Below are 23,494 nucleotides of genomic sequence, written 5' to 3' on the forward strand. Positions count from 1 at the left end.
CAACTTGAGAAAGCCCCCCCAACATTGTTGGGGGGGCTTTTCTCGTTTCACCCCAAAAACACCCCCGGGGATTGAGCGAACGGTACACCCGTCGCCTCGGATCGACCGAACGTACCGTTCGCACCATCACTGGCGGGGCAATCGAGGCGAACTGGACTCTGTTACAGCGCTGATTCCAATGTCTCGCAGAGCATTTCGAGTGCCCGAGGGTACTGGGACGGCGAGGGCGTGCTGTATCCGACAACAATGCCGTCGGAGCCGGCGGAAGACGCGTCGGGGTGCCGGAATGTTGACAGCCCTTCAAGGCCGAGGCCGCGCGAATTCGCGGCAGCCATTACTGCTTGTTCGCTGCCACGGGGCAATCGAACTACGGCATGAAGTCCCGCGGAGATCCCCTCGACCCGAACTTCGGGTACTCGCGCGGAGAGGATCGCAACCAGTTGATCGCGTCGTTGTCGGTAGGAAACCCGCATCTTCCGAATGTGACTGTCGAACCGTCCTGACTCGATGAAATCTGCCAGCGTCAGCTGATCGGTTGAACTGACCCAACGCTCGTACGGCCCTTTGACCTCGAGTACCGGTTCGATCAATCTGTCCGGCAACACCATCCAGCCGATACGAATGGCCGGCGAGAGGGTTTTGCTCGCGGTTCCGAGGTAGGCGACGTGTTGTGGGGCGATCCCCTGTAGTGCGCCGACGGGCTTTCTGTCGTAACGGAATTCACCGTCGTAGTCGTCCTCCAGTATTACTCCGCCAGTGCTCGACGCCCATTCGACGGCAGTTGCCCGTCGTGCGGGTGTGAGCGGTCCGCCGAGTGGAAACTGGTGCGTCGGCGTCAGAAGTGCGGCTCCGGCGGTAGTGGATGCCAATTCGTCTGTGCACGTGCCTGATTCGTCAACCGAGATAGGAACGGTTCGTATGCCCTCGTCGATCAGTAACTTCCGGTGTAGATGAAGACTGTAAGCATCCACTGCAAATTTTCCGCCGAGGGTGCGGGCTAGAAGCGCGATCCCGTGACCTGAACCGGCGCTGACCACTATTCGATTCGGGTCTACCCGCACCCCTCTGGTTCGGCCCAGGTACCCGGAGAGGGCATTGCGAAGTTCGACGCGACCTCGGGGGTCGGTGGCGCCAAACGCGTCGTTAGGTGCTGCGGTCAAAGCCCGTCGGGCAGACGAAATCCAGGCAGAACGAGGAAAAGCTGATACGTCAGGCGATCCGGGCATCAAACTGTGTGTGAAGCGCACTGTCGATGGTGCGGGCGCCGCGTCATTGCGGGAGTCCGCGAGCGAAGCGACGACGGTGCCGGAGCCCTGACGTGTCGCGAGCCACCCGGCTGCGGCGAGTTCGGCGTAGCAATCGGCTACGGTGTTTCGCGCTATGCCGAGGTCGTGTGCAAGAGTGCGCGACGGCGGGAGTCTGGTGCCAGGCTTCAAGACACCGCCGTCGATCGCGTCGCGAAGTGCCTGCAGAAGCGCTGCTTTGACGCCGACGCCGTGCGGCAGTTCGATGTGCAGATCGAAACCGAGATTGGCCCACGAATTCACTCGCAAATTGAACCATGTTTGAGGGGCATTGCGAGATTATCGTTCTAGGTATGACAACAACAGGGCAACGACTCAACATCGCACAGCTGGCACCCGACGTTTACAAGGCCATGGTCGCGCTGGACAGTGCTGCACGTAAGGGCCTGGATCCCACACTGGTCGAGTTGATGCTGACGCGTGCGTCGCAGTTGAATCATTGTGCATGGTGCTTGGACATGCACACACGTGATGCGCGCAAAGCCGGCGTGACGGAGCAGAAGCTGTACCTGCTGAACGCATGGGAGGAAGCCCGGGATCTCTACTCCGACAAGGAGCGCGCAGCCCTCGCATTGACGGAGGCCGTCACAGTTCTCACCGACGGGTTTGTCCCCGACGCCGTGTACAACGAAGCGGCTGAGCACTTTGCCGACGCCGAACTGGCTCAGCTCATCAGTGTCATCTTGACCATCAATGCATGGAACCGCATTGCCGTCACTTCGCGTATGGCACCGCCTGTCCGGGACTGATTCCCCTCGTGTGGATAGTCTCGCGGCATGGATCTTCGACTTTCGGGAAAACGCGCAATTGTTGCTGGTGGTAGCAAGGGGATCGGGCTTGCGATCGCCAGAGGTTTAGCCGAGGAAGGCGTCGATCTCGCGATACTTGCCCGAACAGAACAGTCAGTGACCGACACGGCCCGAGAACTGGCGTCGGAGTTCGGGATTCGAGCAATCGGTGTGGCCGCCGATACGCGAGACGACGACGCGATTCAGGCGGCGGTACGTGAGGTTGTCGCGACGTTGGGTGGCGTCGACATTCTGGTCAACTCTGCGGCAACCCCGTGGAGCGCTGGAAGGCCAACGGATTTCTGGTCGACGACCGATGACGTAGTGCGGGGAGAAGTCGAGGTGAAGGTTCTCGGCTATCTCCGTACGGCCCGGGCAGTCGCCCCGCACATGGTGGCGCAGGGCTGGGGCAGGATCATCAACATCAGTGGCCTGGGCGCGCGTACCGCCACCTCGATTGCGCATACGGTGCGCAATGTCAGTGTCTCCGCGCTGACGAAGAACCTGGCGGACGAGTTGGGCCCCAGTGGAATCAATGTAACGGTGGTTCATCCTGGAGTGACTCGAACCGAACGACTGAATGCACGGATCGAAGACGAGATAAATCTGACGGGGCAATCGCTCGCCGAGGTGGAAGCGGGGATTGCCACCAACTCGATTCGCAAGATCGTCGACGCCGCCGAGGTGGCCGACGTCGTCACGTTCCTGGCGTCGCCGCGCAGTGTCGCGATCACGGGTGACGCGGTTGCTGTCGGCGGTGGTATTCCGGGGCCGGTGTACTACTGACCTGCACGAAGGAGTATAAATACATCTTGTGTCTATGTTGCATTCCACGGCGGAGTCGGTATTCCGCGAAGTGAAGGAACTCATCCTGTCCGGGGAGTTACCCGGTGGTGAGCTCATCAGCGAGGGCGAGATCGCCAGTCGAATGGAGTGCAGTCGTACTCCCGTGCGTGAGGCGTTTCTGCGGCTCGAAGCCGAAGGGTGGATGCGCCTGTACCCGAAGAAGGGTGCATTGATCGTCCCCGTGGCGGACGGAGAGGCCGAGCATGTTGTCGCGGCGCGGCAACTGGTAGAGACGCAGAGTGTGCGTGTTGTAGCTGACCGACCGCAGGCTCGCAGCGGATTGATTGCAGCTTTGCAGGCGAGCATGGCCGAGCAGCGCGAGCTAGCCGACGGCGGCGACGTCGCAGCATTCAGCGCCGCCGACGCAGATTTCCATAAGATGATCGTTGCTGCGGGTGATAACCCTCTGCTCGATACCTTCTACGCCGGTCTGCGGGATCGACAGCGGCGCATGACGGCACGATCGATCTCGCTCGACCCCGGCAAGCTCCCCAAGATTCTCGAAGACCACGCCGAACTGGTCAGCCTTGTCGAGGCCGGCGATGCCGATGCATACAACGACGCGGTGCTGGCGCATATGCGTCGTGTTCATGGTCTCGGACTGCGCGGGGGCCTGTGATGAGCGTCGAAACCCTGTTGTCGAACAGGTCAACGGAAAACCGTTCTGCCCGAGCCTGGCTCATGGTTGCCGCCAGTATGTTCGCAGTTGCCTGGGGCGGCAACGAATTCACACCGCTGTTGGTGATGTACCGAATCGACCACGGCTATTCGCCCGTGATGGTCGACTTCTTCCTCTTTGCCTACGTCGTGGGGATCGTTCCTGCGCTTTTGCTCGGTGGCCCGCTGTCCGATCGGCTGGGTCGACGCCCGATCATGCTCCCGGCCCCGTTCATCGCGATCGCAGGCTCGACGCTGCTGGCCTTCGGAGCAGATTCCGCAGCCGTCCTGATTGTCGGACGTATTCTCTGCGGTATCGCGCTGGGTATCGGAATGGCCGTCGGCGGTTCCTGGGTGAAGGAACTTTCTGCAGCTCCTTGGGATCCGGATGCCACCGAGGGCTCTGGTGCCAGGCGTGCCGCGATGAGTTTGACCGCCGGTTTTGCGTTGGGTGCGGGCTTCGCCGGCGTGTTGGCACAGTGGGCGCCACTGCCCAGCGCGTTGGCTTATGTCTTGCATATCGTGATCACTGTGCTTGCGGGAGTTGCCTTGTGGCGCGCACCTGAGACTCGCGCCGCGCAACCGAAGACCGAGCGTCGACGGTTGATCGACGACCTGAAGATTCCGTCCGCCGGTCATCGCCGATTCCTGTACGTAGTTGTTCCGTTGGCGCCGTGGGTGTTCGGAGCAGCAAGTGTCGGGTACGCAGTCATCCCCGCGCTGATGACCGGCCACAGTGGCAACGCGCCGGTCGCCTTCTCGGCGTTCCTCTGTGTTGTTGCCTTGGCCTGCGGATTTGCGATCCAGTCCCTCGGACGCAAGATCGACACGAACAGCAGTGCACGTGGCGCCGTCGTCGCGCTGGTGTTCCTGGTAATCGGTATGGCTGCAGCGGCCTTGGTGGCGTCGACGCTGACAGTTGCCGCCGCGATTGTTGCGGCTGCGATCCTGGGCTGCGGGTACGGAATGGCGTTGGTGTCCGGCCTGCTCGAGATTCAGCGCATAGCCGGGCCGGATGACCTCGCCGGCCTGACTGCGGTGTTCTACTCGATCACCTACATCGGGTTCGCGGTTCCGGCGGTCTTGGCGATGCTGTCGGAAAGCATTCCGGCGCTGAGCTATACGGCAACCCTGTTGTTCGGCTCTGCGGCAGCTGCGGCCTGCCTCGTACTTGTACTGTTCAAATCCCGGTCGCATCTCCCGGCGGATGAATCGGCTATGGTCAAGGCGGGCTGAGCCTGGCCCACGAATCAGGAGGAATACTCAATGGGGACTTGGGGTTCGGGACCGTTCGAAAACGACGCGGCCGGCGATTTGCTTGTGGCGGTTCGGGCCGGTGAGTTCGACATCGCCGATTTCACCAGCCATGTCGACGACGAGTACGTCGAGGTGGACGATTCGCAGGCGGCAATCGCGATCGCTGAGATTGTTGCGGTGGCACATGGACTCCTACCGGCCCCTGAGCAACTCGACGGTATCGATGCCGTTGCTTACACCGCGTCCTTGACCCCGGAGCAGCGCGAATGGATTCTCACGACACTCGAGCGCACAATTGCCGACCCCGAAACTTCCGAACTCTACGAGTTGTGGGCCGAGAACGGTCCGGAAGATGTCGAGGAATGGCGGGCGCCGATCCTGAAAAGGTTGGAGAGCCTCAAAACCCTGAGCTGAGGTGGACTGATCGATGACTCAGGTCCGGCGCGGTAGGGGTTTCTGATTGAGCCACGCGTCCCACAGTGGACGCAGCGGGATGTCGGTGAATCGTGATGCCAGATCGGTGAACTGCTCGGTGCTGACAGTGCTGTGGCGGTGCTTGGTAGTCCACTGACGGAGGAGTTCGAAGAACTTGTCGTCTCCCAGTACCCTGCGCAAAGTGTGCAGGGTAAGAGCGCCGCGTTTGTAGATTCGATCGTCGAACATCATGGCCGGCCCGGGATTGCCGAGGATGAGATCCTGAGGCTTGCGCATCAGTCCTTGATAGGCGTTGGCCGCAAGGGTTTCGGACGACGGGCCACCAGAGTTCTCGGACCAGATCCACTCCGCGTAACAGGCAAAACCTTCGTGTAGCCAGATGTCGCACCACGCCCCGATCGTGAGGCTGTTGCCGAACCACTGGTGTGCCAACTCGTGTGCGACAAGGCGTTCGGATCCGCGTCGGCCGGTGCAGTGATTGGCGCCGAAAATCGAGAGCCCCTGTGCTTCGATGGGAATCTCGAGTTCGTCGTCGGTGACCACGGCGGTGTAGTCGGCAAAGGGGTACGGGCCGAACAGTTTGCCGAAGACGTCGAGCATCTGCGGCTGGCGTGAGAAGTCGACGTCGAACTCGTTGTGCAACCGGGGTGGATGAACCGCGAAGATCGGGACCCGGCCGGAGCTGACCTGCCGATGCTCGTACTGCCCGATCTGAATGGTCGCCAAGTAGGTGGCCATGGGCTCGGTCTGCTCGTACACCCAGGTGGTTGCGCTGGCGCGGGTTTGCTTGCGCACCAATGCGCCGTTGGCGAGTGCGTAGAACGGGGAATCGGTGGTGATCGAAATGCGGTACGACGCTTTGGAACTGGGGTGGTCGTCGCATGGGAACCACGACGCGGCCCCGTTGGGCTGGCTCGCGACGAGGGTTCCTTCGGTGAGTTCTTCCCAGCCGACTTCACCCCAGAGACCTTTGATGGGTTCGGGATTTCCGGTGTACTGAACGGTGACCGAGAGCGCTCCGCCGGCGGGAATCTTGGTGCCGGGCGTGACGATCAGCTTGTTGTTCTGGCGGGAGTACTTGGCGCCGCGGGCGCCGTTGACCGACACCTTGGACACCTGCAGGTTCTGGGCAAGATCGAAGCTGAACTTGGATCGGTTCTCGGTGGTGACGGCGGTGATGACGGCTTTGCCTGCCAGACGGTTACTGAAAACCTTGTAGGTCAGTTCCAATTCGTACCGGGATACGCGATATCCGCGGTTGCCGTTCTGCGGCAGGTACGGATCGATCGGCTCGTCGAGCATCTTGTTCGGCTTCACGAAGCCGCCCATGGGGCAATGGGGTTGCCCTGCCACCGGGTCGACGGCGGAACGGTGTCACCTCGCATGACCAATGATGCAGGTCCGACGGTTGCGCCTGCGCCGATTCCGGCTGCGGGTAGCGCGACACAGTGTGGTCCCAGCGTTGCTCCTGCTCCCAAGGTGACGGTGTCCATGGCCATAATCCGATCATGGAAGAGGTGAGTTTGCACGACGCACCCCCGTTCGACGGTTGCCCCGTCACCCAAAGTCACGAGATCTGCTTCGGGTAGCCAGTACGACTCGCACCAAACCCCTTTGCCTATTTTGGCGCCGAGTCCGCGCAAGAAAATGTTCAGTACGGCAGTGCCAGTTGCTGCTCGTGCGAACCAGGGAGCGGCAACAGTCTCGACAAAGGCGTCAGCAACCTCGTTGCGCCAGACGAAGGAACTCCAGAGTGGATGCTCCACCTTCTTGATCTTGCCGACGACAAGCCACTTGGCCGCGACGGTGATCGTCCCGGCAACGGCGCCCGCGATCAGCAGGACGACGCCGCTCAGCAGGGCGGCAAACCAGAATCCGACGGCTCCGGCGAGGGCTTCGAGTGCAAACAGCACGCCAAGGCCGATGCCGAAGGTGACCATGACGGGGATGAGTCGGCAGGTTTCCACGACGCCGCGGGCGATCTTGAGACGCGTCGGGGGATTGAAGGTGCGGGCCGCGTCGGTGTCTCCGACTGCACGACGCAGGCGCACGGGCGGGCTACCGAGCCAGGAGGATCCGGACTTCGCCTTCGACGGCGTCGCGGACAACACCGCAACAAGCCCGTTCTTGGGGACGCGTCGGCCGGGGGCGGTCATTCCGGAGTTGCCGAGGAATGCGCGCTTGCCGATCTTGGCGTGCTCGATGTGCATCCAGCCGCCGCCGAGCCCGTAGCTGGCGACCATGGTGTCGTCGGCGAGGAACGCGCCGTCTGCGACGGTCGTGAACTTGGGAAGGAGCAGGACCGTGGACGCTTCGACGTTCTTGCCGATCTTGGCGCCGAGAAGGCGCAACCAGCCGGGCGTGAGCAGGCTGGCGTACAGCGGGAAGAGGAAGGTGCGGGCGGAGTCGAGCAGACGCTCGGTGGCCCAGACCTGCCAGCCGATCCGGCTGCGGACGGGGTGGTATCCCTCGGTCAATCCGATCGACAACAGGCGTACTGAGACTAGCGTGATGACGGCAAAGACCAGCAGGCTCAGAATCGTCGCGAAGGGAAGCATGATGAGCGACTGGGCAATTGCGCTACCGAGGGTTTCGGTGTTGCGAATCCACCAACCGATCAACACGATTCCGGCCACGAGAGCAAAGATCGGGACACCGGCAAGGAAGACGGACGTGATGCCGTACACCGGAACCCAGCCGGGGGCGCGCTTCGGATGTTCCGACGGCCAAGGATGATTCGCTTTGCCGACCTTGGTGGCTGGCGAACCTGCCCACTGCTGATTGGCTTTCACCCGGCCGAACACAGCTGATCCGGGTTCGACGACGGCGCCGCGTCCGACACGGGCACCGGGCAGAAGTGTGGAACGCGATCCGATAGAAGCACCGGCCCCGATCTTGATCTCGCCGATATGAATGAGATCGCCGTCGATCCAGTGACCGGACAGGTCGACTTCGGGTTCGACGGAGCACCCGTCGCCGAGTTCGAGCATGCCGGTGACGGGCGGCAACGTGTGCAGGTCGACGCCGTGGCCGATGTCGGCTCCGAGGGCTCGCGCGTAGTACAACATCCACGGTGCGCCCGAAAGATTTGCTGCGCCACTGGCTTCGGTGAGTCGCTGGGCGATCCACAGTCGCATGTGTTCACTGCCGCCGCGCGGGTAGGTGCCCGGCTGTAGGTTGCGCAGCAGGGCTCGGGTGCCGATCACCGCGATGGTCATACGGCCGATCGGCGTGATGAAGACGAGGAACGCCAACAGAATCCACCACCACGAGACCGTCGGCGCCCAGCTGACGTCGACGAACCACGCGAGAACGTTGTTCGCGATCGCGATCCAGGTAACCCACTGGAGACCGGCGAGGGTCGTGATCGGAACCGTTGCCGCAACCTGAGCCAGTTGGGTTTTCAGAGGCGTGGGCGTGACGATACGTGGCTCGACGGTTTCCGTAGGAGCCAATTCGTCGAGGTATTCGGCCAGGGACCCCAACCGTGGATGATCGTAGAGTTGGGCGACGGTGACCTCGGGGAAGCGTTCGCGTAGTGCCGTCACCAGCTGGGCCGCGGAGAGTGATCCGCCGCCCACTTCGAAGAAATCGTTGTCGAGGCCGGTGATCTGGGCGCCGAGGATAGAACCCCACAGTCCCGCGACCCAGGCCGCGGTTCCGTCGAGTCCGAGTGCGGCTCCGGCATCTTCGCCGGCACCGGGCAGGGGCCAGGGGAGAGCGTTGCGGTCGACTTTGCCGGAGGTGCGTGTCGGGAGTTCGTCCATCAACGCCAGACGCGGGACGAGCGCTGCCGGCAACTGTTCGCTGAGCGTCGCGTGTGCGGCCTTGAGGTCGAAATCGGGGTCGGTACTCGCGATGTATCCCACGAGTATTTGGTTTCCGGCCGCAGTCTTCTTGACCGCGGCTGCGGCACCACTGACACCGGGAAGGTTCTGCAGCGCGTTGTCGACCTCGCCGAGTTCGATCCGTCGGCCACCGAGCTTGACCTGATCGTCGGCCCGGCCCTGGAACATGAGCCCCTCGAGCTCGAGTCGGACGAGGTCGCCACTGCGATAGGCACGCTCCCAACCGAGTGAGGGCATCGACGCGTACTTCTCGGCGTCTTTTGCCGGGTCGAGATAGCGGGCGAGGCCGACGCCACCGATCACCAGTTCGCCCACCTCCCCGACTGCGACGGGGTTGTTCTGAGCGTCGACGACTGCGAGGTCCCAGCCGTCGAGGGGGAGACCGATGCTGACGGGACTCTTGCCGTCCATCAAAGCCCCGCACGCAACAACCGTCGCTTCGGTCGGTCCGTACGTGTTCCACACCTCGCGGCCTTCGACGGCCAGGCGTTCGGCCAACTCGGGCGGGCAGGCTTCACCGCCGAAGATCAGGAGGCGGACAGCTTCGAGGGCCTCGGCCGGCCACAACGACGCCAACGTGGGAACAGTGGAGACGATGCTGACGTCGCGGGAGACCAGCCACGGCCCGAGGTCCATGCCACTGCGCACGAGTGATCGTGGTGCGGGAACCAGGCAGGCGGCATGACGCCACGCGAGCCACATTTCCTCACACGACGCGTCGAAGGCGACGGACAGTCCCGCGAGAACACGGTCACCGGGCCCGATCGGCTCGTCCTGAAGGAACATGCGGGCCTCGGCGTCGACAAACGCTGCGGCATTGAGGTGGGTGACGGCGACGCCCTTGGGTGTGCCGGTGGACCCGGAGGTGAAGATGATCCAGGCGTCGTCTTCGGGCAGGGGATCGCGCACGGGTGGGTGCTCCAGCCGCTTCGGTGCCGTGCCAGGCCCGATGCCGTCACCCGTGATGATCGCGGCTACCTGGGCTTCACCGAAAACGAGTTCGGCGCGCTCTTCCGGATCATCGGCGTCGACGGGTACGTAGGCAGCGCCGGCCGCGAGGATCGACAGGATTGCCACGTACAGCGAACGCGAACCGGACGGCATCCGGATGCCGACGCGATCACCCGCGCCGACTCCGGCATCGGCGAGCCAGCGCGCGCCCTGTTCGATTTCGCCCAGCAGTTCGGCGTACGACAGCGTCGTCTCACCGTCGTCGATGGCAGGTGCTTCGGGGTTGGCCTGCGCGGATGCCCGCACGATGTCGATGAGGGTGCGCGGCGCAGGTGCCTGCGTCGAGCGGAGAAATACGGACGGAATCCCGAAAGACGATTCCGTTTCCGCGTGCGGCTGGAGTGGCAAACCCGTTGATCCTGTTCTGCTCATGAATCTCAGTCGTGCGACCTGTCGAGTTGTTATCTCATGACAAGTTTGCGAGTTGGTGAACAGTTCTGCCTAATGCAACATGCCGACGCGGCGCTTATTCCGAGTTTGTGACGCTCTGCAGGTGCCCTTCAGCCGAATCGGCGAACTCCGGAGTGTCGAACACTTCGCCGCCCAGCGGATCGACGGCACGAGAATCTGCGGAGATGTCGACGACGCCGGTATCCGGGTTGATGTTGACCGCGTGCTGCGGGACTTCGTGGACTGCGACGAACATGTGGGTGTCACTCGGATCAGTGGTGATTCCTGATTGCGACGGCGTCAGCCCGGCGAAGCTCGACGAGATGTTCAGATCACGCAATCGTTTGGTCGACGGTTGTGGCACATCGACCGAGCTGTTCGTAGTCGAGATCCGCAAGTACCGGGGAGCCGCGGCAACCTCGTATCGGAACGCCTTGAGCATCGACAGGCACGCCAGCACCATGATGATCGAGAACGGCACAGCCGTCGCGATAGCCACGGTTTGCAGGGCGGTCAGTGATCCACTGCCGCCGACAAGAAGCAGAACAGCTGCGGCGGCGCCGGACAGGAAGGTCCAGTAGACCCGGGTGATCTTGGATGTCTCGAGATTGCCGCCCGTCGCGAGAATGTCGATGACGATCGAGCCCGAGTCGGCCGACGTCACGAAGAAGAACACGATGACAACGATGGCGAGAATACTCGAGATCGTGCCGAGCGGAAGACCGTCGAGCAGCGTGAACAGCGACGTGTTGGTATCGACGGCGCCGGACGCGTCGAGCATGGTGCCCTCGTTGCGCTGACGCAGGATGCCGGAGTTGCCGAAGATCGTGAACCACAGCGAACCGACGAGTGTGGGCGCGAGCAGAACACCGAACACAAATTCACGGATGGTGCGTCCACGCGAAATGCGGGCGATGAACATGCCGACAAACGGCGCCCAACTCATCCACCATCCCCAGTAGAAGATCGTCCACGCGCCGGCCCAGCCGTCGTCGGCAAACGGTGAGGTACGCAGCATCAGTTCCGGAAGAGCCTGAACGTAGCCGCCGAGGTTCTGCACCCAGGACTGCAGGAGGAACAGCGTGGGGCCGAGGATCAGCACGAACAGAGCCAGAACCGCGGCCAGGATCATGTTGATGTTGGAGAGCCACTTCAGTCCCTTGGTGACGCCGGAGACCACGGAGAAAGTAGCCATACCTGTCACGATGACAATGATGGCGATGACCAACCAGTTGTCGGTCTCCACCCAGCCGAGGTAGTCGAGGCCGGCGGTAATCTGCTGAACACCGAATCCGAGCGAGGTAGCGACGCCGAACAGGGTGCCGACGATCGCAACGACGTCGATGGCGTGCCCGATCTTGCCCTCGATGCGGGCGCGTCCGAGCAGGGGTTCGAGGAGCCAGCGGATCGACAGCGGGCGACCCTTGCGGTAGGTCATGTACGCCAGTCCGAGGCCGACGACAACGTAGATTGCCCACGCGTGCAGGCCCCAGTGGAACATCGTCAGTTCCATTGCCTGATTTGCGGCCGCGTCGGTCGATCCTGCTACCCGGCCCGCGACCGGCGGGTCCACGTAGTGCGAAAGTGGTTCTGCCACTCCGTAAAACACCAGACCGATGCCCATGCCTGCACTGAAGAGCATGGCAAACCAGGACATCATGCCGAACTCGGGCTGTTCGTCGTCGCGGCCGAGTCTGATGTTGCCGATCCGGCTGATCGCGCAGTAGAGCGCAAAGACCACAAATCCGGTGGCAGACAGGATGTACCACCAGCCGACACCATCGGTGATGGCGTTGTTGAGGCTCTGGAAGGCGTCGGACGCAGTCCCGGAGTAGATCACAGCAAAGGCGATCAACCCGAAGATCACTATCGATGCCGGGACGAATACGGGTTTCCGTAGTCCCCTCCACGCGTTTTTGACCGCAGTCATCTCGCTCCTTCACACAGTTCAGCGTTCTTGTCGCACTCCGGCGACATCGTCGACGCGCTCAGCCCTCGTACGGCGGCCACAGGTCACGTAGGTGGGCATGCGCTCGCACCATCGCAGTAAAGACCGGGCTATTGCTTTGCAATTCAACGTAGCTGCGCAGTTCTGGCGACTCAAATGAATGAAAGATGGTGCAGTGTTGACGAATCTGCCGGTCTTGTTCGACTATCGATCTGTATTTTGTTGCTGTTTAAGGATTCTCGTAATCGTTTGCTCGAAATCTGTTCGAATCTCTCTGGAATGCAAGGAATGAAGGGTCAATGCGAGATTCGGAACGAATCGTATTTGTCAAACTCGGTGAATGATTCTGTAGGTCAAGCGCTTATGGCCCGTGAAGGCTCCTCGGAAGGTTGCGGTGCCACGGAGGCCGAAACGTTACCGTGATGGTGGTCACCACGAAGAGATGTCGGGCGATTTGTCGGAGTCGAGAGCGTGTTCTGCGTTGGGGTTGACAAGCCGGTTGACTCCTGCCATTCTCGTTTGCAGGTCACGAGTACCAGTGTTCAGCCCCGGCTTGCTGGTCGGCAACCCTCCTCCGCGGTGGGGTGCTCCGGGTGACGACCCGGCTGTATCCGAAAACGGATTCGGCAAGCGCGGACTCTTCCGGGGACATCACCCGAACGAATGAGTCCTTGAACGTGAGGATTGTCTTCGATGACTGCTGTTCTGAGTGCCGATACCTGCACCGCTCCCATTGCCAAGGTTTCTGGCGCCGACCTACAGGTTCCCCTCGTCCAGGGTGGTGAGTGTTCCTACGCGAACTTCGACTACGCAGCGAGCGCGCCCGCATTGGCCCAGGTCACCGATCGCATTGCGGAACTTCTTCCCACGTACGCCAGCGTTCACCGCGGTGCCGGATACGCCTCCCGGATCTCCACGCTGACCTACGAGAACGCTCGCGAATCGGTTGCTCGCTTCGTGAACTGCGCTGACGATCAGGTTGTCGTCTTCACCCGCAACACCACGGACTCGCTCAATCTTCTCGCTCAGTCCGTGCCCGGCAGCACCGTCGTTCTCGACGTCGAGCATCACGCAAACCTGTTGCCCTGGAACGACGCTCGCATCGTCACGGCCGCCGATACCGTCGAAGAGACCATCGAGCGCCTGATTGCGGAACTGTGCACCAAGCCCGCCGCGCTCCTCGCCATCACGGGAGCGTCCAACGTGACCGGCGAGATCCTGCCGATCGCACGCCTCGCGGACATTGCACACCGTTGTGGTGCACGCATCCTCGTCGACGCCGCTCAGTTGGCTCCCCATCGTCGTATCGATCTGCAGGAATGCGGAGTCGACTACCTCGCGTTCTCGGGTCACAAGCTGTACGCACCGTTCGGTGCCGGCGTCCTCGTCGGTCGCCGCGACTGGCTCGACGAGGCCAAGCCGTACCTTGCCGGTGGCGGCGCTGTCCGTGAGGTGACGCTGGAATCCACCGAGTGGGCCTGTGCTCCCGCCCGTCACGAGGCCGGTTCGCCCAACGTCCTCGGTGCTGCTGCAATCGCCGCAGCCTGCGACGCACTGACCGCGCTCGACTTCGACGCCATCTCGGAGCACGAGAAGGCGCTCACCGCTCAGTTGACCGACGGACTGGCCGCCATCGCCGGCGTCAACTTGCTCCGGTTGTGGGCCGATGCTCCCGACGCCGTCGGAATCGTCACCTTCACGGTCGACGGCTACGAGGCCGGCGAGGTTGCCGCATTCCTCTCCGCAGAACACGGCATCGGCGTCCGCGACGGACGCTTCTGCGCGCACCCGCTGCTCTCGCGTCTCGGCCTGTCCGGCGGTGCCGTGCGCGCCAGCCTCGGGTTGGGCAGCAGCTCCGACGACGTCACCCGCCTGATCAACGCCGTGAGCATCCTGGTTTCGAATCAGCGTGATTGGAACTACGAAAAGACCGCCGGTGCATGGAATCCCGTGCCCGAGACCCGCACTTTCCTTGGTGGCACCGCCGGCGACGCCGGCGCAGCCGAATGCGTCTGAGCCCACATCCGGATGCACTGATCGAAATAGGCAACTAACATGGCAGACATGACAACTGCGACGTTTGGAATGTGTACGAGCTGACGATCGTCTCGCGCTCACCCCTCCCTCCATACTTTCGGAGAAACACATGTCTTCTATCGCATCTCATTCCCTGCATGTAGCTGTTGAACTCACCGGATTCGGCCACCACCCCGCCGCCGAAGGAGCTCCTGGAAACCTTCCGCTCATCGGCGCGGATTACTGGGTGGATCTCACCGAAGGTGACACCCTTCTCGATCTAACGGCCTTCCCTGTCAATGTCATTCGTATCCGGGCCAGCGACCTGCGCGATGCGCAGGCTCAGCGCGCCCAGATTCGTGCAGCGATCGCCGAGGACGGCCGCGATCCCGACTCTGTTGCAGTGTTGGTCGATCTCGAAGTTCTGATCGCTCCGGAAGCACGGGCCGCGCGTAAAGAGTTGGCGCAGTTGGACAGTGCGCTGAACGTCCCGCGAGTCCCGGCGTCGCTGCATTACGTCGGTACGCCGTCCGGGCTCGGCAGTTTGATTGCCGATATTCGAGCTGCCGACGTCGCAGACGGTGTGACTTTGCTCCCGTTGTCGTTGCCTCGAACCCTCGAACATCTTGTCGGCGAAACCATTCCGTGGCTGCAGTCGCGGGGATTGGTGACTCCGGCCACCGCTGTCGACGAAGTTCTCGGTCGCTTCGGATTGCCCCAGCGTCAGCGCACTCTCGCGTCCTGATCACCGATTGCATCTGCGTACAGGTGGAACAGCGAGGGTAGTTGGTCGGCGCCGTCCACCTGTGCCAGAAGTGTCCAGCACTGCGCAGTGATCGACCGCGCTCTCTTGCCGATCCAGTTGGTGGGCAGTAGTTCCGGTGGCAGGAGCGGATCGGGTTCCATCGCTCGCGTGAATTCCGCGGCGAGTTCGACGGTCATCGTGACGGCATCGGTGGCAGTGAAGGCTGAGGTGTTCCGCAGTTTTTGCAGGCGCGCGGTCGCCACGTTCAGTAGCTGATCGTATCCGGCCGCAATCTGATCCAGTGGCCACAATTGTGCGGCAATCTTCGACGGGTCTTCGAGGGTGCCCACTTTCAGGTCGCGAGTGGTCAGCGAAGACAGATACTGTTCGACGTCGAGTTGGGCGGCCGCATCGAGAACATAGGGTTCCCACGCGTGCGGCGAGACGTACAAGCCGCCCTGCACCAGGGCTCCACCGAGATAGGTCACCCTGGTGCGCAGTGCATCTCGCGCTTTCCGCGACGACTCCGGAATTGCGAATCCCACCACATGCCAGCGCCCATCCCACGGCGCCTCGGTGCCTCGATCTTGTTGAAAGGCGAGCCGAACGAACTCGACGTCGGGTTCCATCTCCCGCACGGCTTTCGCGGTTGCCCGCAGCGTGGCCTTGCGCCCACGCCCCTCCTGTGTGAACTTTCCCTCGGCGACCAACCGCTTGATGCACAGTCGAACCTGCTGGTCCGTCATGTCGAGGGCGCCGGCGGTGGCATACAGGGTGTGCCCGTCGACAGTTCCGTCTGCGCGCAGAAGTCCCTCGATCAGAATCCGCGTGGGTACGTCGACAGCTGTGTCGGTCATTGCCCGGCCCTTTCTTTTCTTATCGACATCTTCGCCCCTAACTGTACTATCCAATTAGAAACGATCGTTTGACATTCGTACGTTAGGGCGGGGAGATGGCGGTGCAATCGGTGAGCGAGAGGACGAACATCCCACGTTTACGCAGGTGGGTGATCACTTCTCTGGGGGTGGTCGTTCTACTGATCATTGGTCTAGTCGGCTGGACCCTGTACCAAGACACCTACGACATCCGTGAGGAAAAAGTGACGATCACCGGGGGATTGGTGCCGCTTCAGGGAGTCCTGGCACTTCCCGATCGCGGTGACGGTCCCTTCGGGCTCGTGGTTTTCGTCCACGGAGACGGACCGATCGATGCAACACACGAGACCTTCTACCGGCCGTTCTGGGAGTCGTTCGCGCAGGCAGGCTACGCGTCACTTTCGTGGGACAAGCCGGGGGTCAACGGGGCGCCGGGCAATTGGCTGGATCAGAGCATGGATGATCGAGCCGCGGAGACAGAAGCGGCGATCGAGTGGGCGCGGGGACGCTCGGATATCGATCCGGCTCGCATCGGCCTGTGGGGTGCAAGTCAGGCAGGCTGGGTGATGCCCAAGGTGGTAAACCTCGATTCGGACATCGCGTTCGTCATTGCTGTGGGTCCCGCGATCAACTGGCTAGAGCAAGGTGAATTCAATACTCGTGCAGAGCTTTCCGAACGGAATGCGTCGGCCGGCGAGTTCGGGAAGGCCCGGGCCGACCGAGCGAAGAACTTGGAACAGTTGGCCAGGGACGCGTCGTTCGACGATCTCGTGGTATCCGGTGAGGCTGACGGTCTCACCGAAGATCGCTGGAACTTCATCCGGAAAAACTATCGGTCTGATGCCCGAGCCGATCTCGAAACCGTGGATGTTCCGGTGCTCTTGATTCTCGGCGGACATGACGTGAACGTCGACGTGGCAGATACGGAATCGGTGTATCGCGAATTGCTCGACTCACCAGGGCAATTGGTGGTCAAGAAGTACCCTGAAGCGACTCATTCGCTGGTGGAAAAGAACCTCGAAGACTCCGAACTGATGTCGACCCTGGTGGCCGTCCTTGCACCTCGTTCGCTCTTCGCGCCCGGGTATCTGGCGGACCAAACCGCATTCTTGGCGGGAATTCAGGGCTGAGTGAAGTGACGGACTGTGATGCCGTGCTCGTCGATCCGGACGGTTCCGTCCTCGTACATACGCTCAGATGACCATGTGGCAGTAGATGCGGTCGCCACGGTGCACTGCCCCGGTTGCCAGTTCGGCAAGCGCGGCGAGAAATGGCACCGATTCCTCGGAAGGCTCGACCGTCTCGTCGATTGCCCAAGCGCGAGCCGCTGCCATCACACCTTCGGCATCCAAACCGGCTAGTGCGTCCCGTAGTTCGTCGGCGACGGTCAGGATGTAAGCGTCACCGTCGTCGTTGACGGCAACCAGCGATCCTCGCCTGAGTCCGGCTGTGATCTCGTCATATGTCCTGCCGGTGAGCACCGACTCGAGGCGGCTGAGCGAGACGATCGGGTCGACGCCCTTGGCTTGCACAGGGTCGATCGGCCCGTCGTCCAATGCGGTGGCTGCGGCGGCATCCGAGGGGGCTGCGAAGTAATCGGTGATGGCAGACATACACCGCATATTCTCACATCTGTCTGACCGCCGGTGGGCCTGGAAATTAGGAAACCGTCGGCACCTGATGGTGTCGACGGCTTCGCAAGTGTCAGTGCCCGCCTTGCGCCTCTCGGCAAGTGGCCGCTCGAAGCGGCATTTCTGGGGTGGTACCCGGGGCAAAGAACCGAACACCGACAGCCAGTACAACGACCGGGTCCTGGAAGTTATTCCGCAGCCGTCACCTGCGGGTATTGATCATCCGAAGCGCAAAACGGAACAAGACCGCAGCGCCAAGGCCGACAGCGAGGCCCGCAAGAACGTCGGTGAGAAGGACTCCGATACCAACACCGAGGACCGTCGCGGCCGCGACGGCAAGGGCGACATCAGCGCGAGGAGCGGCTATCGCGAGGTCCTTTCCCGAGAATCGAACGAGTGCCGGTCCAGCGGAGCATGCCATAAATCCGTTGTCTGTGGGTGTGACGCGGCGGGCGAGGCCGGCTCCGACTTCTCTGAGACAAACGCGAAGCGGGACGCAGTCAGAGTCACGTCGGCGTCATTTGCTGTTTCGGCAAGGAACGTTGCGCCGGCCGTGGAGATTGCTCATCCTGGAATGCATGAGCCACGAACACCATGACCCCGAACACCATGACCCCGAACACCATGACCCCGAACACCATGACCACGCACACCAGAACCACGACAACCACGCTGACGCGACCGAGAACCCGTATGCCAAGGCGGATGCCCAATTCTGGAACTCGCTGTACGAGGAACGCCCCGCCCGCTGGAGTGGAAACCCCAACCCGCAGTTGATCGCCGAGGCTTCCGACCTCGCGCCGGGTACCGCACTCGACGTCGGCTGCGGCGAGGGCGCCGACGCTCTGTGGTTGGCACGCCGCGGGTGGAAGGTCACGGGCACGGATATTTCGTCGGTGGCGCTCAGTCGCGCTAAGGCCCACGTCGAGGGCTCTGGCGTTGATATCGAGTGGCTGGAAGCAGACCTGACCAAGTGGGATCCGCAGGGCCGTTCGTTCGATCTGGTGTCCGCGCAGTTCTTCCACATGCTCGAACCCGCACGCGGGGAACTGTTCCGAGTTCTCGGTGAACTGGTTGCACCGGGTGGCCATCTGCTGATTGTCGGCCATTCGCCCCACGAGTCGCCGACGGAGCACCATCGGGCAATGCTGCACACGCCGGACTACGTGGAGTCGCTGTTCACGGATGGGTGGAAGGTGTTGGTCTCGGAGTCGCGGGAGCGCGATCTTCCCGCGAACCCCGAGATGCATCACACCACGGATACCGTTGTGCTGCTTCAGCGATTGAGTGCGAGTACCGACAGCAGCTCGTAAGCGACGTGGGCCGCTGCGATACCGGTGATCTCGGCGTGGTCGTATGCCGGCGCGACCTCGACGATGTCGGCGCCGACCACGTTGAGGCCCACCAAACCTCGCAGTGTGTTCAGCAATTCGCGCGACGTCATGCCGCCCGCTTCGGGTGTTCCGGTACCCGGAGCGTGGGCGGGATCGAGTACGTCGATGTCGACGGAGACATACACCGGGCCACCGTCGAGGCGTTTACGCATGCGCTCGACGATGCTGGCGACGCCGTCGACCTCGTAATCGTCGCTGCGAATCACCTGGAAGCCGAGCACTCGGTCGTCCTCGAGGTCCTTCTCGCTGTAGAGCGGTCCGCGGATGCCGATGTGCTGTGAGCGCTCCATATCGATGAGGCCCTCTTCGCTGGCGCGGCGGAAAGGTGTTCCGTGCGTGAAGGGTTGGCCGAAATAGGTGTCCCACGTATCGAGGTGGGCATCGAAGTGCAGCACGGCGATGGGTCCGTGATCGCGTGCGAGTGATCGCAGGATCGGCAGCGCGATGGTGTGGTCGCCACCGAGCGTGAGCACCGAGGAGCCGTCGGCGCGCAGGTCGGTGACCGCGGATTGAATCGTCGTCAACGCTTCTTGGATGTCGAAGGGATTGACGCCGATGTCGCCGAAGTCGGCAACCTGCTGGTTGGCGAAGGGGGAGACCTTCAAAGCCGGGTTGTACGGACGCAGCAACTTCGACGCGGCGCGGATGTGACCAGGGCCGAAGCGCGCGCCGGGACGGTAGCTGACCCCTGAGTCGAAGGGGATTCCCAGGATGGTCACGTCGGCGCGCGAAACCTCGTCCAGACGCGGCAGGCGCGCAAAGGTGGTCGGTTCGGCGTATCGGGGGACTCGAGTCGCGTCGACTGGTCCGATGAATGATCCGGCGTCGTTGGTGGCCATGTGTGGGGTCCCTGCTTGTGAACGGCACATCGGTGATGTAGCTCTCTGTGCAAGTATGGTTTCTTCAAGAAGCCTATTTGTCAACTCTTGTTTCCTATAAGGGACAGATTGTGTTGAAGGAGTTACCGCGTGGTGAAGATGAAGGACAGTTCGGAGCCTGGTGGGCCGCAGATCGGGGCCAGGCTCAAGGCTGCCCGTCAGTCGAAGCGGTTGACCCTCGACGACCTGGCCGCTTCGTGCGGAGTGACCAAGGGATATCTGTCGAAACTCGAGCGCGATCACGTCAACGCGTCGGTGGCGACCCTGATCAAGGTGTGCGCTGCACTGGAGATCCCGGTCGGCTCGCTGTTCGAGAACGCGACAGCAGGCGAGGTGGTGCGCGCCGACGCTAGGCCACAGATCAGCTTTGGCGGCGAAAAGATGGCGGAATTCCTGCTCACGCCGTCGAATGAGCGTCGCATCCAGGTGCTGATGAGCGAAATCGAACCCGGTGGGGGAAGTGGGCGGGAGTACTACAGTCTGCCGGCCGATGTGAACTTCGTTCACGTCCTCGAAGGTGGTTTGCGGGTGTCTTTCGAGGGTGGGAGAACCGACCCGGAAAGTGAGTCCGTCGACGCGGAGGACGTGGTCCTCCAAGTGGGGGATTCGTTCACCTTTGCTCCGCGTCACAACCACAGTTTCTCGGCTGAGGGCGCCGTGCAGGCCAAGGTTCTGTGGGTGTTGAATCCGGCTTTGCCGGAGGGTCCACGCGTTCCCACCTGATTTCCCAGGTTGAATTTTAGGAAACTCTAGTTGACAGATTGGGCGTTGCCGATCACCCTTTGTAGTCGTCCCCGTCGCATACTGACGTCACGGAACTTCTCGAGGAGCGCACGATGAAGGTCGATTCCCTCCGCGTCGGACTGTTTCAAGGCCCGCTCACGTCGAAAGATGCCATTGCGTCGGTGGAGTGCAATGTAGAAGCGATCGGGGCCGCAGCACGCACAGCGGCGGCGTCGGGGGCATCCATCCTGGTGACGCCGGAGATGTCCGCAACGGGATACAACATCGGTGGACTGGTCGGAACGCGCGCGGAACCGGCGGACGGACCGATCTTCGACGCGATTGCGGCGGTCGCGGTCAGCACCGGAATCACCATTGTCTACGGCTATCCTGAACTCTCCGGCAGCGATGTCTACAACAGCGTGCAGGTAGTAGGGCGCAACGGCCTATCGCTTGCCAACTACCGCAAGACGCATCTCTTCGGCGCGCTCGATCGTGAGAATTTTGTGCCAGGTGACACTTTGGTTATCGGATTCGATCTCGACGGAATCCGGTGTGGTCTGTTGATCTGTTACGACGTCGAATTCCCCGAAGCTGTTCGTGCCCATGCTGATGCCGGAACCCAGTGGTTGATCGTGCCCACCGGACTGATGGCTCCGTACGAACACATCGCACAGCAAGTTGTTCCGGCTCGTGCCTACGAGAGCCAGATGTTTGTGACCTACGTCAATCGCTGTGGTTCGGAGTCCGAACTCACCTATTGCGGGTTGTCGTGTGCGATCGATCCGACCGGTAGGGAACTGGCCCGAGCGGGTGCCGCGCAGGAACTGATTCTTACCGATATCTCCGCCGCGGTTGTCACTCGATCACGTTCGCTCAATACACATCTCGATGATCGTCGACTCGATCTGTATCCCGACTATCGCTCCCAGCGAGAGGGCCGCCGATGACCGTTCCCGTAGCTCCGGACAGTTCCTCCGAGCCGGGGCCGTTGCCTCCGCTGACGATGTTCGGCCCCGACTTCCCCTTTGCCTACGACGATTACGTTGCCGACCCGGCTGGGTTGGGATCGGTGCCCGACGTCGCGTTCGGTACCGAAATCGCGGTGATCGGCGGCGGGCTTGCCGGCATGATCGCGGCGTACGAGCTGCTCAGAATCGGACTCAAACCGGTTGTCTACGAGGCAGATCAGATTGGCGGCCGAATGCGCTCGGTCGAATTCGACGGCTACCCGGGCGTAGTCGCGGAGATGGGTGCGATGCGATTCCCGCCGTCGTCGACAACGCTCTTCCATTACCTCGACGAGATGGCGCTAGAGACCCAGGAGTTCGCCAACCCGCTGGCGGAGGTGACCCCGAGTACCGTCATCGACCTCAAGGGCGAAAGCCACTATGCGCACACACTCGAGGATTTGCCGCCGATCTTCACCGAGGTCGCACAGGCGTGGGCACGCACTCTGGAAGACTACGCCGATTTGATTCCCATGCAGCAGGCAATTCGGGACCGCGATACCGCTGAGATCAAGCGGATCTGGAACGAGTTGGTGGTGCGATACGACGACCAGACGTTCTACGGATTCCTTGCCGCATCGAAGCACTTCAAGTCTTTCCACATGCGGGAAGTGTTCGGGCAGGTCGGATTTGGTACAGGCGGCTGGGATACGGATTATCCCAATTCGATCCTCGAGATCCTTCGCGTGGTCATCACAGCAGCCGATGACGATCACCGTGGCATCGTCGGTGGATCGCAGCAGTTGCCGTTACGGCTGTGGGACCGAACCCCCGCGCAGATGAAGCACTGGCCGGCAGGCACAACCGTGTCTTCGCTCAATGGCGGGAAAACCCGGCCGCGCGTCACTGAACTGCGACGCACCGAACCGTGTCGGTTTACGGTTGTCGATGCCGAGGGTTTCATCAGAACATATGCGAGTGCCATTGTGACTGTGCAGAGCTGGATGCTTCTCAACAACATTCGCTGCGCCGACGATCTGTTCCCGATCGATCATTGGACTGCGATCGAGCGAACCCATTACATGGGCTCGACCAAGGTATTTGTTCTTGTCGATCGTCCGTTCTGGAAAGACAAGGATCCCGAGACCGGTCGCGATTCGGTGTCTATGACACTGACCGACCGCATGAGTCGCGGCACGTACCTCCTCGATCAAGGGGAAGGGAAACCCGGCCTGATCTGTCTGTCGTACACGTGGTCGGATGATTCGTTGAAGTTGTTGGCGCTGAACGCTACCGAGCGCATGGAGATCATGTTGCGCTCCTTGGAAGAGATCTACCCAGGCGTCGATTTCCGTAGTCACATCATCTCGAGTCCGGTCACGCTGTCCTGGGAAACCGAACGCGACTTCATGGGTGCCTTCAAGGCAAATCTGCCCGGGCATTACCGGTACCAGGAGCGGCTGTTCTCGCACTTCGTGCAAAGTGACCTGGAACCGCGTCATCGCGGAATCTTCCTCGCGGGCGATGACATCTCCTGGACGGCGGGCTGGGCCGAGGGAGCGATCCAGACGGCGATCAACGCAGTGTGGGGCGTCGTCCACCATCTGGGCGGTTCTACGCCGTCCGGGAATCCTGGTCCTGGGGACGTCTTTGCGGATCTGGCGCCGATCCGGCTGGGTGACTGACCCGAGATTTGCAACTGCCGGATTGTCGTGTCCGGGGAGGGTTTGTACTCCTATCGGGCACGAACTTTATTCGGTGATGCACGTAACACTGGAAAGTGTTCGGATCCAATACT

The 23,494-nt window shown here is 61.8% G+C and carries 20 protein-coding genes and 1 riboswitch; of the genes, 12 read left to right on the forward strand and 8 right to left on the reverse strand.

Translation table 11 applies throughout. From position 1 onward, the window contains the following. Positions 1 to 161: 161 nt before the first annotated feature. A complete protein-coding gene (gene pdxR / locus RG2_RS28765; protein ID WP_033236370.1) occupies positions 162 to 1,547 on the reverse strand; it encodes a MocR-like pyridoxine biosynthesis transcription factor PdxR in 1,386 nt (461 codons plus the stop codon). A gap of 50 nt (positions 1,548 to 1,597) precedes the next feature. Between pdxR and RG2_RS28770 the strand changes: the two genes are divergently transcribed. The 5 genes from RG2_RS28770 to RG2_RS28790 are packed head-to-tail and all read left to right on the forward strand — an operon-like array spanning position 1,598 to position 5,266. Next, positions 1,598 to 2,053, forward strand: coding sequence for a carboxymuconolactone decarboxylase family protein (locus tag RG2_RS28770; RefSeq protein ID WP_033236276.1), 456 nt, complete (start codon positions 1,598 to 1,600; stop codon positions 2,051 to 2,053). A gap of 27 nt (positions 2,054 to 2,080) precedes the next feature. Beyond that, positions 2,081 to 2,878 carry an SDR family NAD(P)-dependent oxidoreductase gene (locus RG2_RS28775; RefSeq protein ID WP_033236277.1) on the forward strand — a complete coding sequence of 266 codons (798 nt, stop codon included), beginning with the start codon at positions 2,081 to 2,083 and terminating at the stop codon, positions 2,876 to 2,878. Between the two features lie 34 nt (positions 2,879 to 2,912). Continuing rightward, entirely contained in the window at positions 2,913 to 3,557 is a 645-nt protein-coding gene (locus tag RG2_RS28780) for a GntR family transcriptional regulator (RefSeq protein WP_033236278.1), read from the forward strand. Further along, positions 3,557 to 4,831: an MFS transporter gene (locus RG2_RS28785; RefSeq protein WP_045068247.1), complete on the forward strand. Its 1,275-nt coding sequence runs from the start codon at positions 3,557 to 3,559 to the stop codon at positions 4,829 to 4,831. Before RG2_RS28780 ends, RG2_RS28785 begins: the two co-directional genes overlap by 1 nt. 30 nt (positions 4,832 to 4,861) lie before the next feature. Beyond that, entirely contained in the window at positions 4,862 to 5,266 is a 405-nt protein-coding gene (locus tag RG2_RS28790) for a DUF4259 domain-containing protein (protein WP_033236279.1), read from the forward strand. Positions 5,267 to 5,284: 18 nt separating this feature from the next. On the opposite strand, the gene RG2_RS28795 is transcribed toward RG2_RS28790, so the two are convergent. From RG2_RS28795 to RG2_RS28805, 3 genes are all read right to left on the reverse strand, one after another. Then, positions 5,285 to 6,616, reverse strand: coding sequence for a M1 family metallopeptidase (locus RG2_RS28795; protein ID WP_033236280.1), 1,332 nt, complete (start codon positions 6,614 to 6,616; stop codon positions 5,285 to 5,287). Beyond that, positions 6,601 to 10,518, reverse strand: coding sequence for a Pls/PosA family non-ribosomal peptide synthetase (locus RG2_RS28800; RefSeq protein WP_116538774.1), 3,918 nt, complete (start codon positions 10,516 to 10,518; stop codon positions 6,601 to 6,603). The genes RG2_RS28795 and RG2_RS28800 overlap by 16 nt, the downstream gene beginning before the upstream one ends. Positions 10,519 to 10,612: 94 nt before the next feature. Then, positions 10,613 to 12,466 (reverse strand): BCCT family transporter, encoded by a 1,854-nt coding sequence (locus RG2_RS28805; RefSeq protein WP_033236281.1) that lies wholly within the window; start codon positions 12,464 to 12,466, stop codon positions 10,613 to 10,615. Between the two features lie 542 nt (positions 12,467 to 13,008). Continuing rightward, positions 13,009 to 13,123, forward strand: a riboswitch (SAM riboswitch). A gap of 54 nt (positions 13,124 to 13,177) precedes the next feature. On the opposite strand from RG2_RS28805, the gene RG2_RS28810 reads away from it, so the two are divergent. Together RG2_RS28810 and RG2_RS28815 are read left to right on the forward strand one after the other, a co-directional pair. Continuing rightward, positions 13,178 to 14,500, forward strand: coding sequence for an aminotransferase class V-fold PLP-dependent enzyme (locus RG2_RS28810; protein WP_033236282.1), 1,323 nt, complete (start codon positions 13,178 to 13,180; stop codon positions 14,498 to 14,500). Between the two features lie 130 nt (positions 14,501 to 14,630). Then, on the forward strand, positions 14,631 to 15,245 hold the full coding sequence (locus RG2_RS28815; protein ID WP_033236283.1) for an LLM class oxidoreductase: 615 nt from the start codon (positions 14,631 to 14,633) through the stop codon (positions 15,243 to 15,245). Here RG2_RS28815 and RG2_RS28820 read toward each other — a convergent pair. Continuing rightward, a complete protein-coding gene (locus RG2_RS28820; RefSeq protein ID WP_033236284.1) occupies positions 15,224 to 16,102 on the reverse strand; it encodes a PaaX family transcriptional regulator C-terminal domain-containing protein in 879 nt (292 codons plus the stop codon). The genes RG2_RS28815 and RG2_RS28820 overlap by 22 nt on opposite strands. Before the next feature lie 149 nt (positions 16,103 to 16,251). Between RG2_RS28820 and RG2_RS28825 the strand changes: the two genes are divergently transcribed. Then, positions 16,252 to 17,250: an alpha/beta hydrolase family protein gene (locus RG2_RS28825; RefSeq protein ID WP_033236285.1), complete on the forward strand. Its 999-nt coding sequence runs from the start codon at positions 16,252 to 16,254 to the stop codon at positions 17,248 to 17,250. 63 nt (positions 17,251 to 17,313) lie between these two features. Here the strand turns inward: RG2_RS28825 and RG2_RS28830 are convergent, their stop codons facing one another. Together RG2_RS28830 and RG2_RS28835 are read right to left on the reverse strand one after the other, a co-directional pair. Further along, entirely contained in the window at positions 17,314 to 17,733 is a 420-nt protein-coding gene (locus tag RG2_RS28830; RefSeq protein WP_033236286.1) for a hypothetical protein, read from the reverse strand. A 220-nt stretch (positions 17,734 to 17,953) separates the two neighbouring features. Then, on the reverse strand, positions 17,954 to 18,172 hold the full coding sequence (locus RG2_RS28835; protein WP_033236287.1) for a hypothetical protein: 219 nt from the start codon (positions 18,170 to 18,172) through the stop codon (positions 17,954 to 17,956). A gap of 157 nt (positions 18,173 to 18,329) precedes the next feature. Between RG2_RS28835 and RG2_RS28840 the strand changes: the two genes are divergently transcribed. Then, positions 18,330 to 19,064, forward strand: a complete 735-nt coding sequence (locus RG2_RS28840) for a class I SAM-dependent methyltransferase (RefSeq protein ID WP_230590347.1) — start codon at positions 18,330 to 18,332, stop codon at positions 19,062 to 19,064. Here the strand turns inward: RG2_RS28840 and speB are convergent. Further along, the gene (gene speB / locus RG2_RS28845) at positions 19,028 to 19,984 is read right to left on the reverse strand and encodes an agmatinase (RefSeq protein WP_033236289.1); all 957 of its coding nucleotides are present in this window, start codon (positions 19,982 to 19,984) and stop codon (positions 19,028 to 19,030) included. The genes RG2_RS28840 and speB overlap by 37 nt on opposite strands. 138 nt (positions 19,985 to 20,122) lie before the next feature. Here speB and RG2_RS28850 point away from each other — a divergent pair, with 138 nt between their 5' ends. From RG2_RS28850 to RG2_RS28860, 3 genes are all read left to right on the forward strand, one after another. Next, positions 20,123 to 20,746 carry a helix-turn-helix domain-containing protein gene (locus RG2_RS28850; protein WP_033236373.1) on the forward strand — a complete coding sequence of 208 codons (624 nt, stop codon included), beginning with the start codon at positions 20,123 to 20,125 and terminating at the stop codon, positions 20,744 to 20,746. Between the two features lie 113 nt (positions 20,747 to 20,859). Further along, on the forward strand, positions 20,860 to 21,696 hold the full coding sequence (locus RG2_RS28855) for a carbon-nitrogen hydrolase family protein (protein ID WP_033236290.1): 837 nt from the start codon (positions 20,860 to 20,862) through the stop codon (positions 21,694 to 21,696). Further along, the gene (locus RG2_RS28860) at positions 21,693 to 23,381 is read left to right on the forward strand and encodes a flavin monoamine oxidase family protein (RefSeq protein WP_033236291.1); all 1,689 of its coding nucleotides are present in this window, start codon (positions 21,693 to 21,695) and stop codon (positions 23,379 to 23,381) included. Before RG2_RS28855 ends, RG2_RS28860 begins: the two co-directional genes overlap by 4 nt. Positions 23,382 to 23,494 lie beyond the last annotated feature (113 nt).

This window comes from Rhodococcus globerulus NBRC 14531, assembly GCF_001894805.1.
Taxonomy (GTDB): Bacteria; Actinomycetota; Actinomycetes; order Mycobacteriales; family Mycobacteriaceae; genus Rhodococcus_F; species Rhodococcus_F globerula.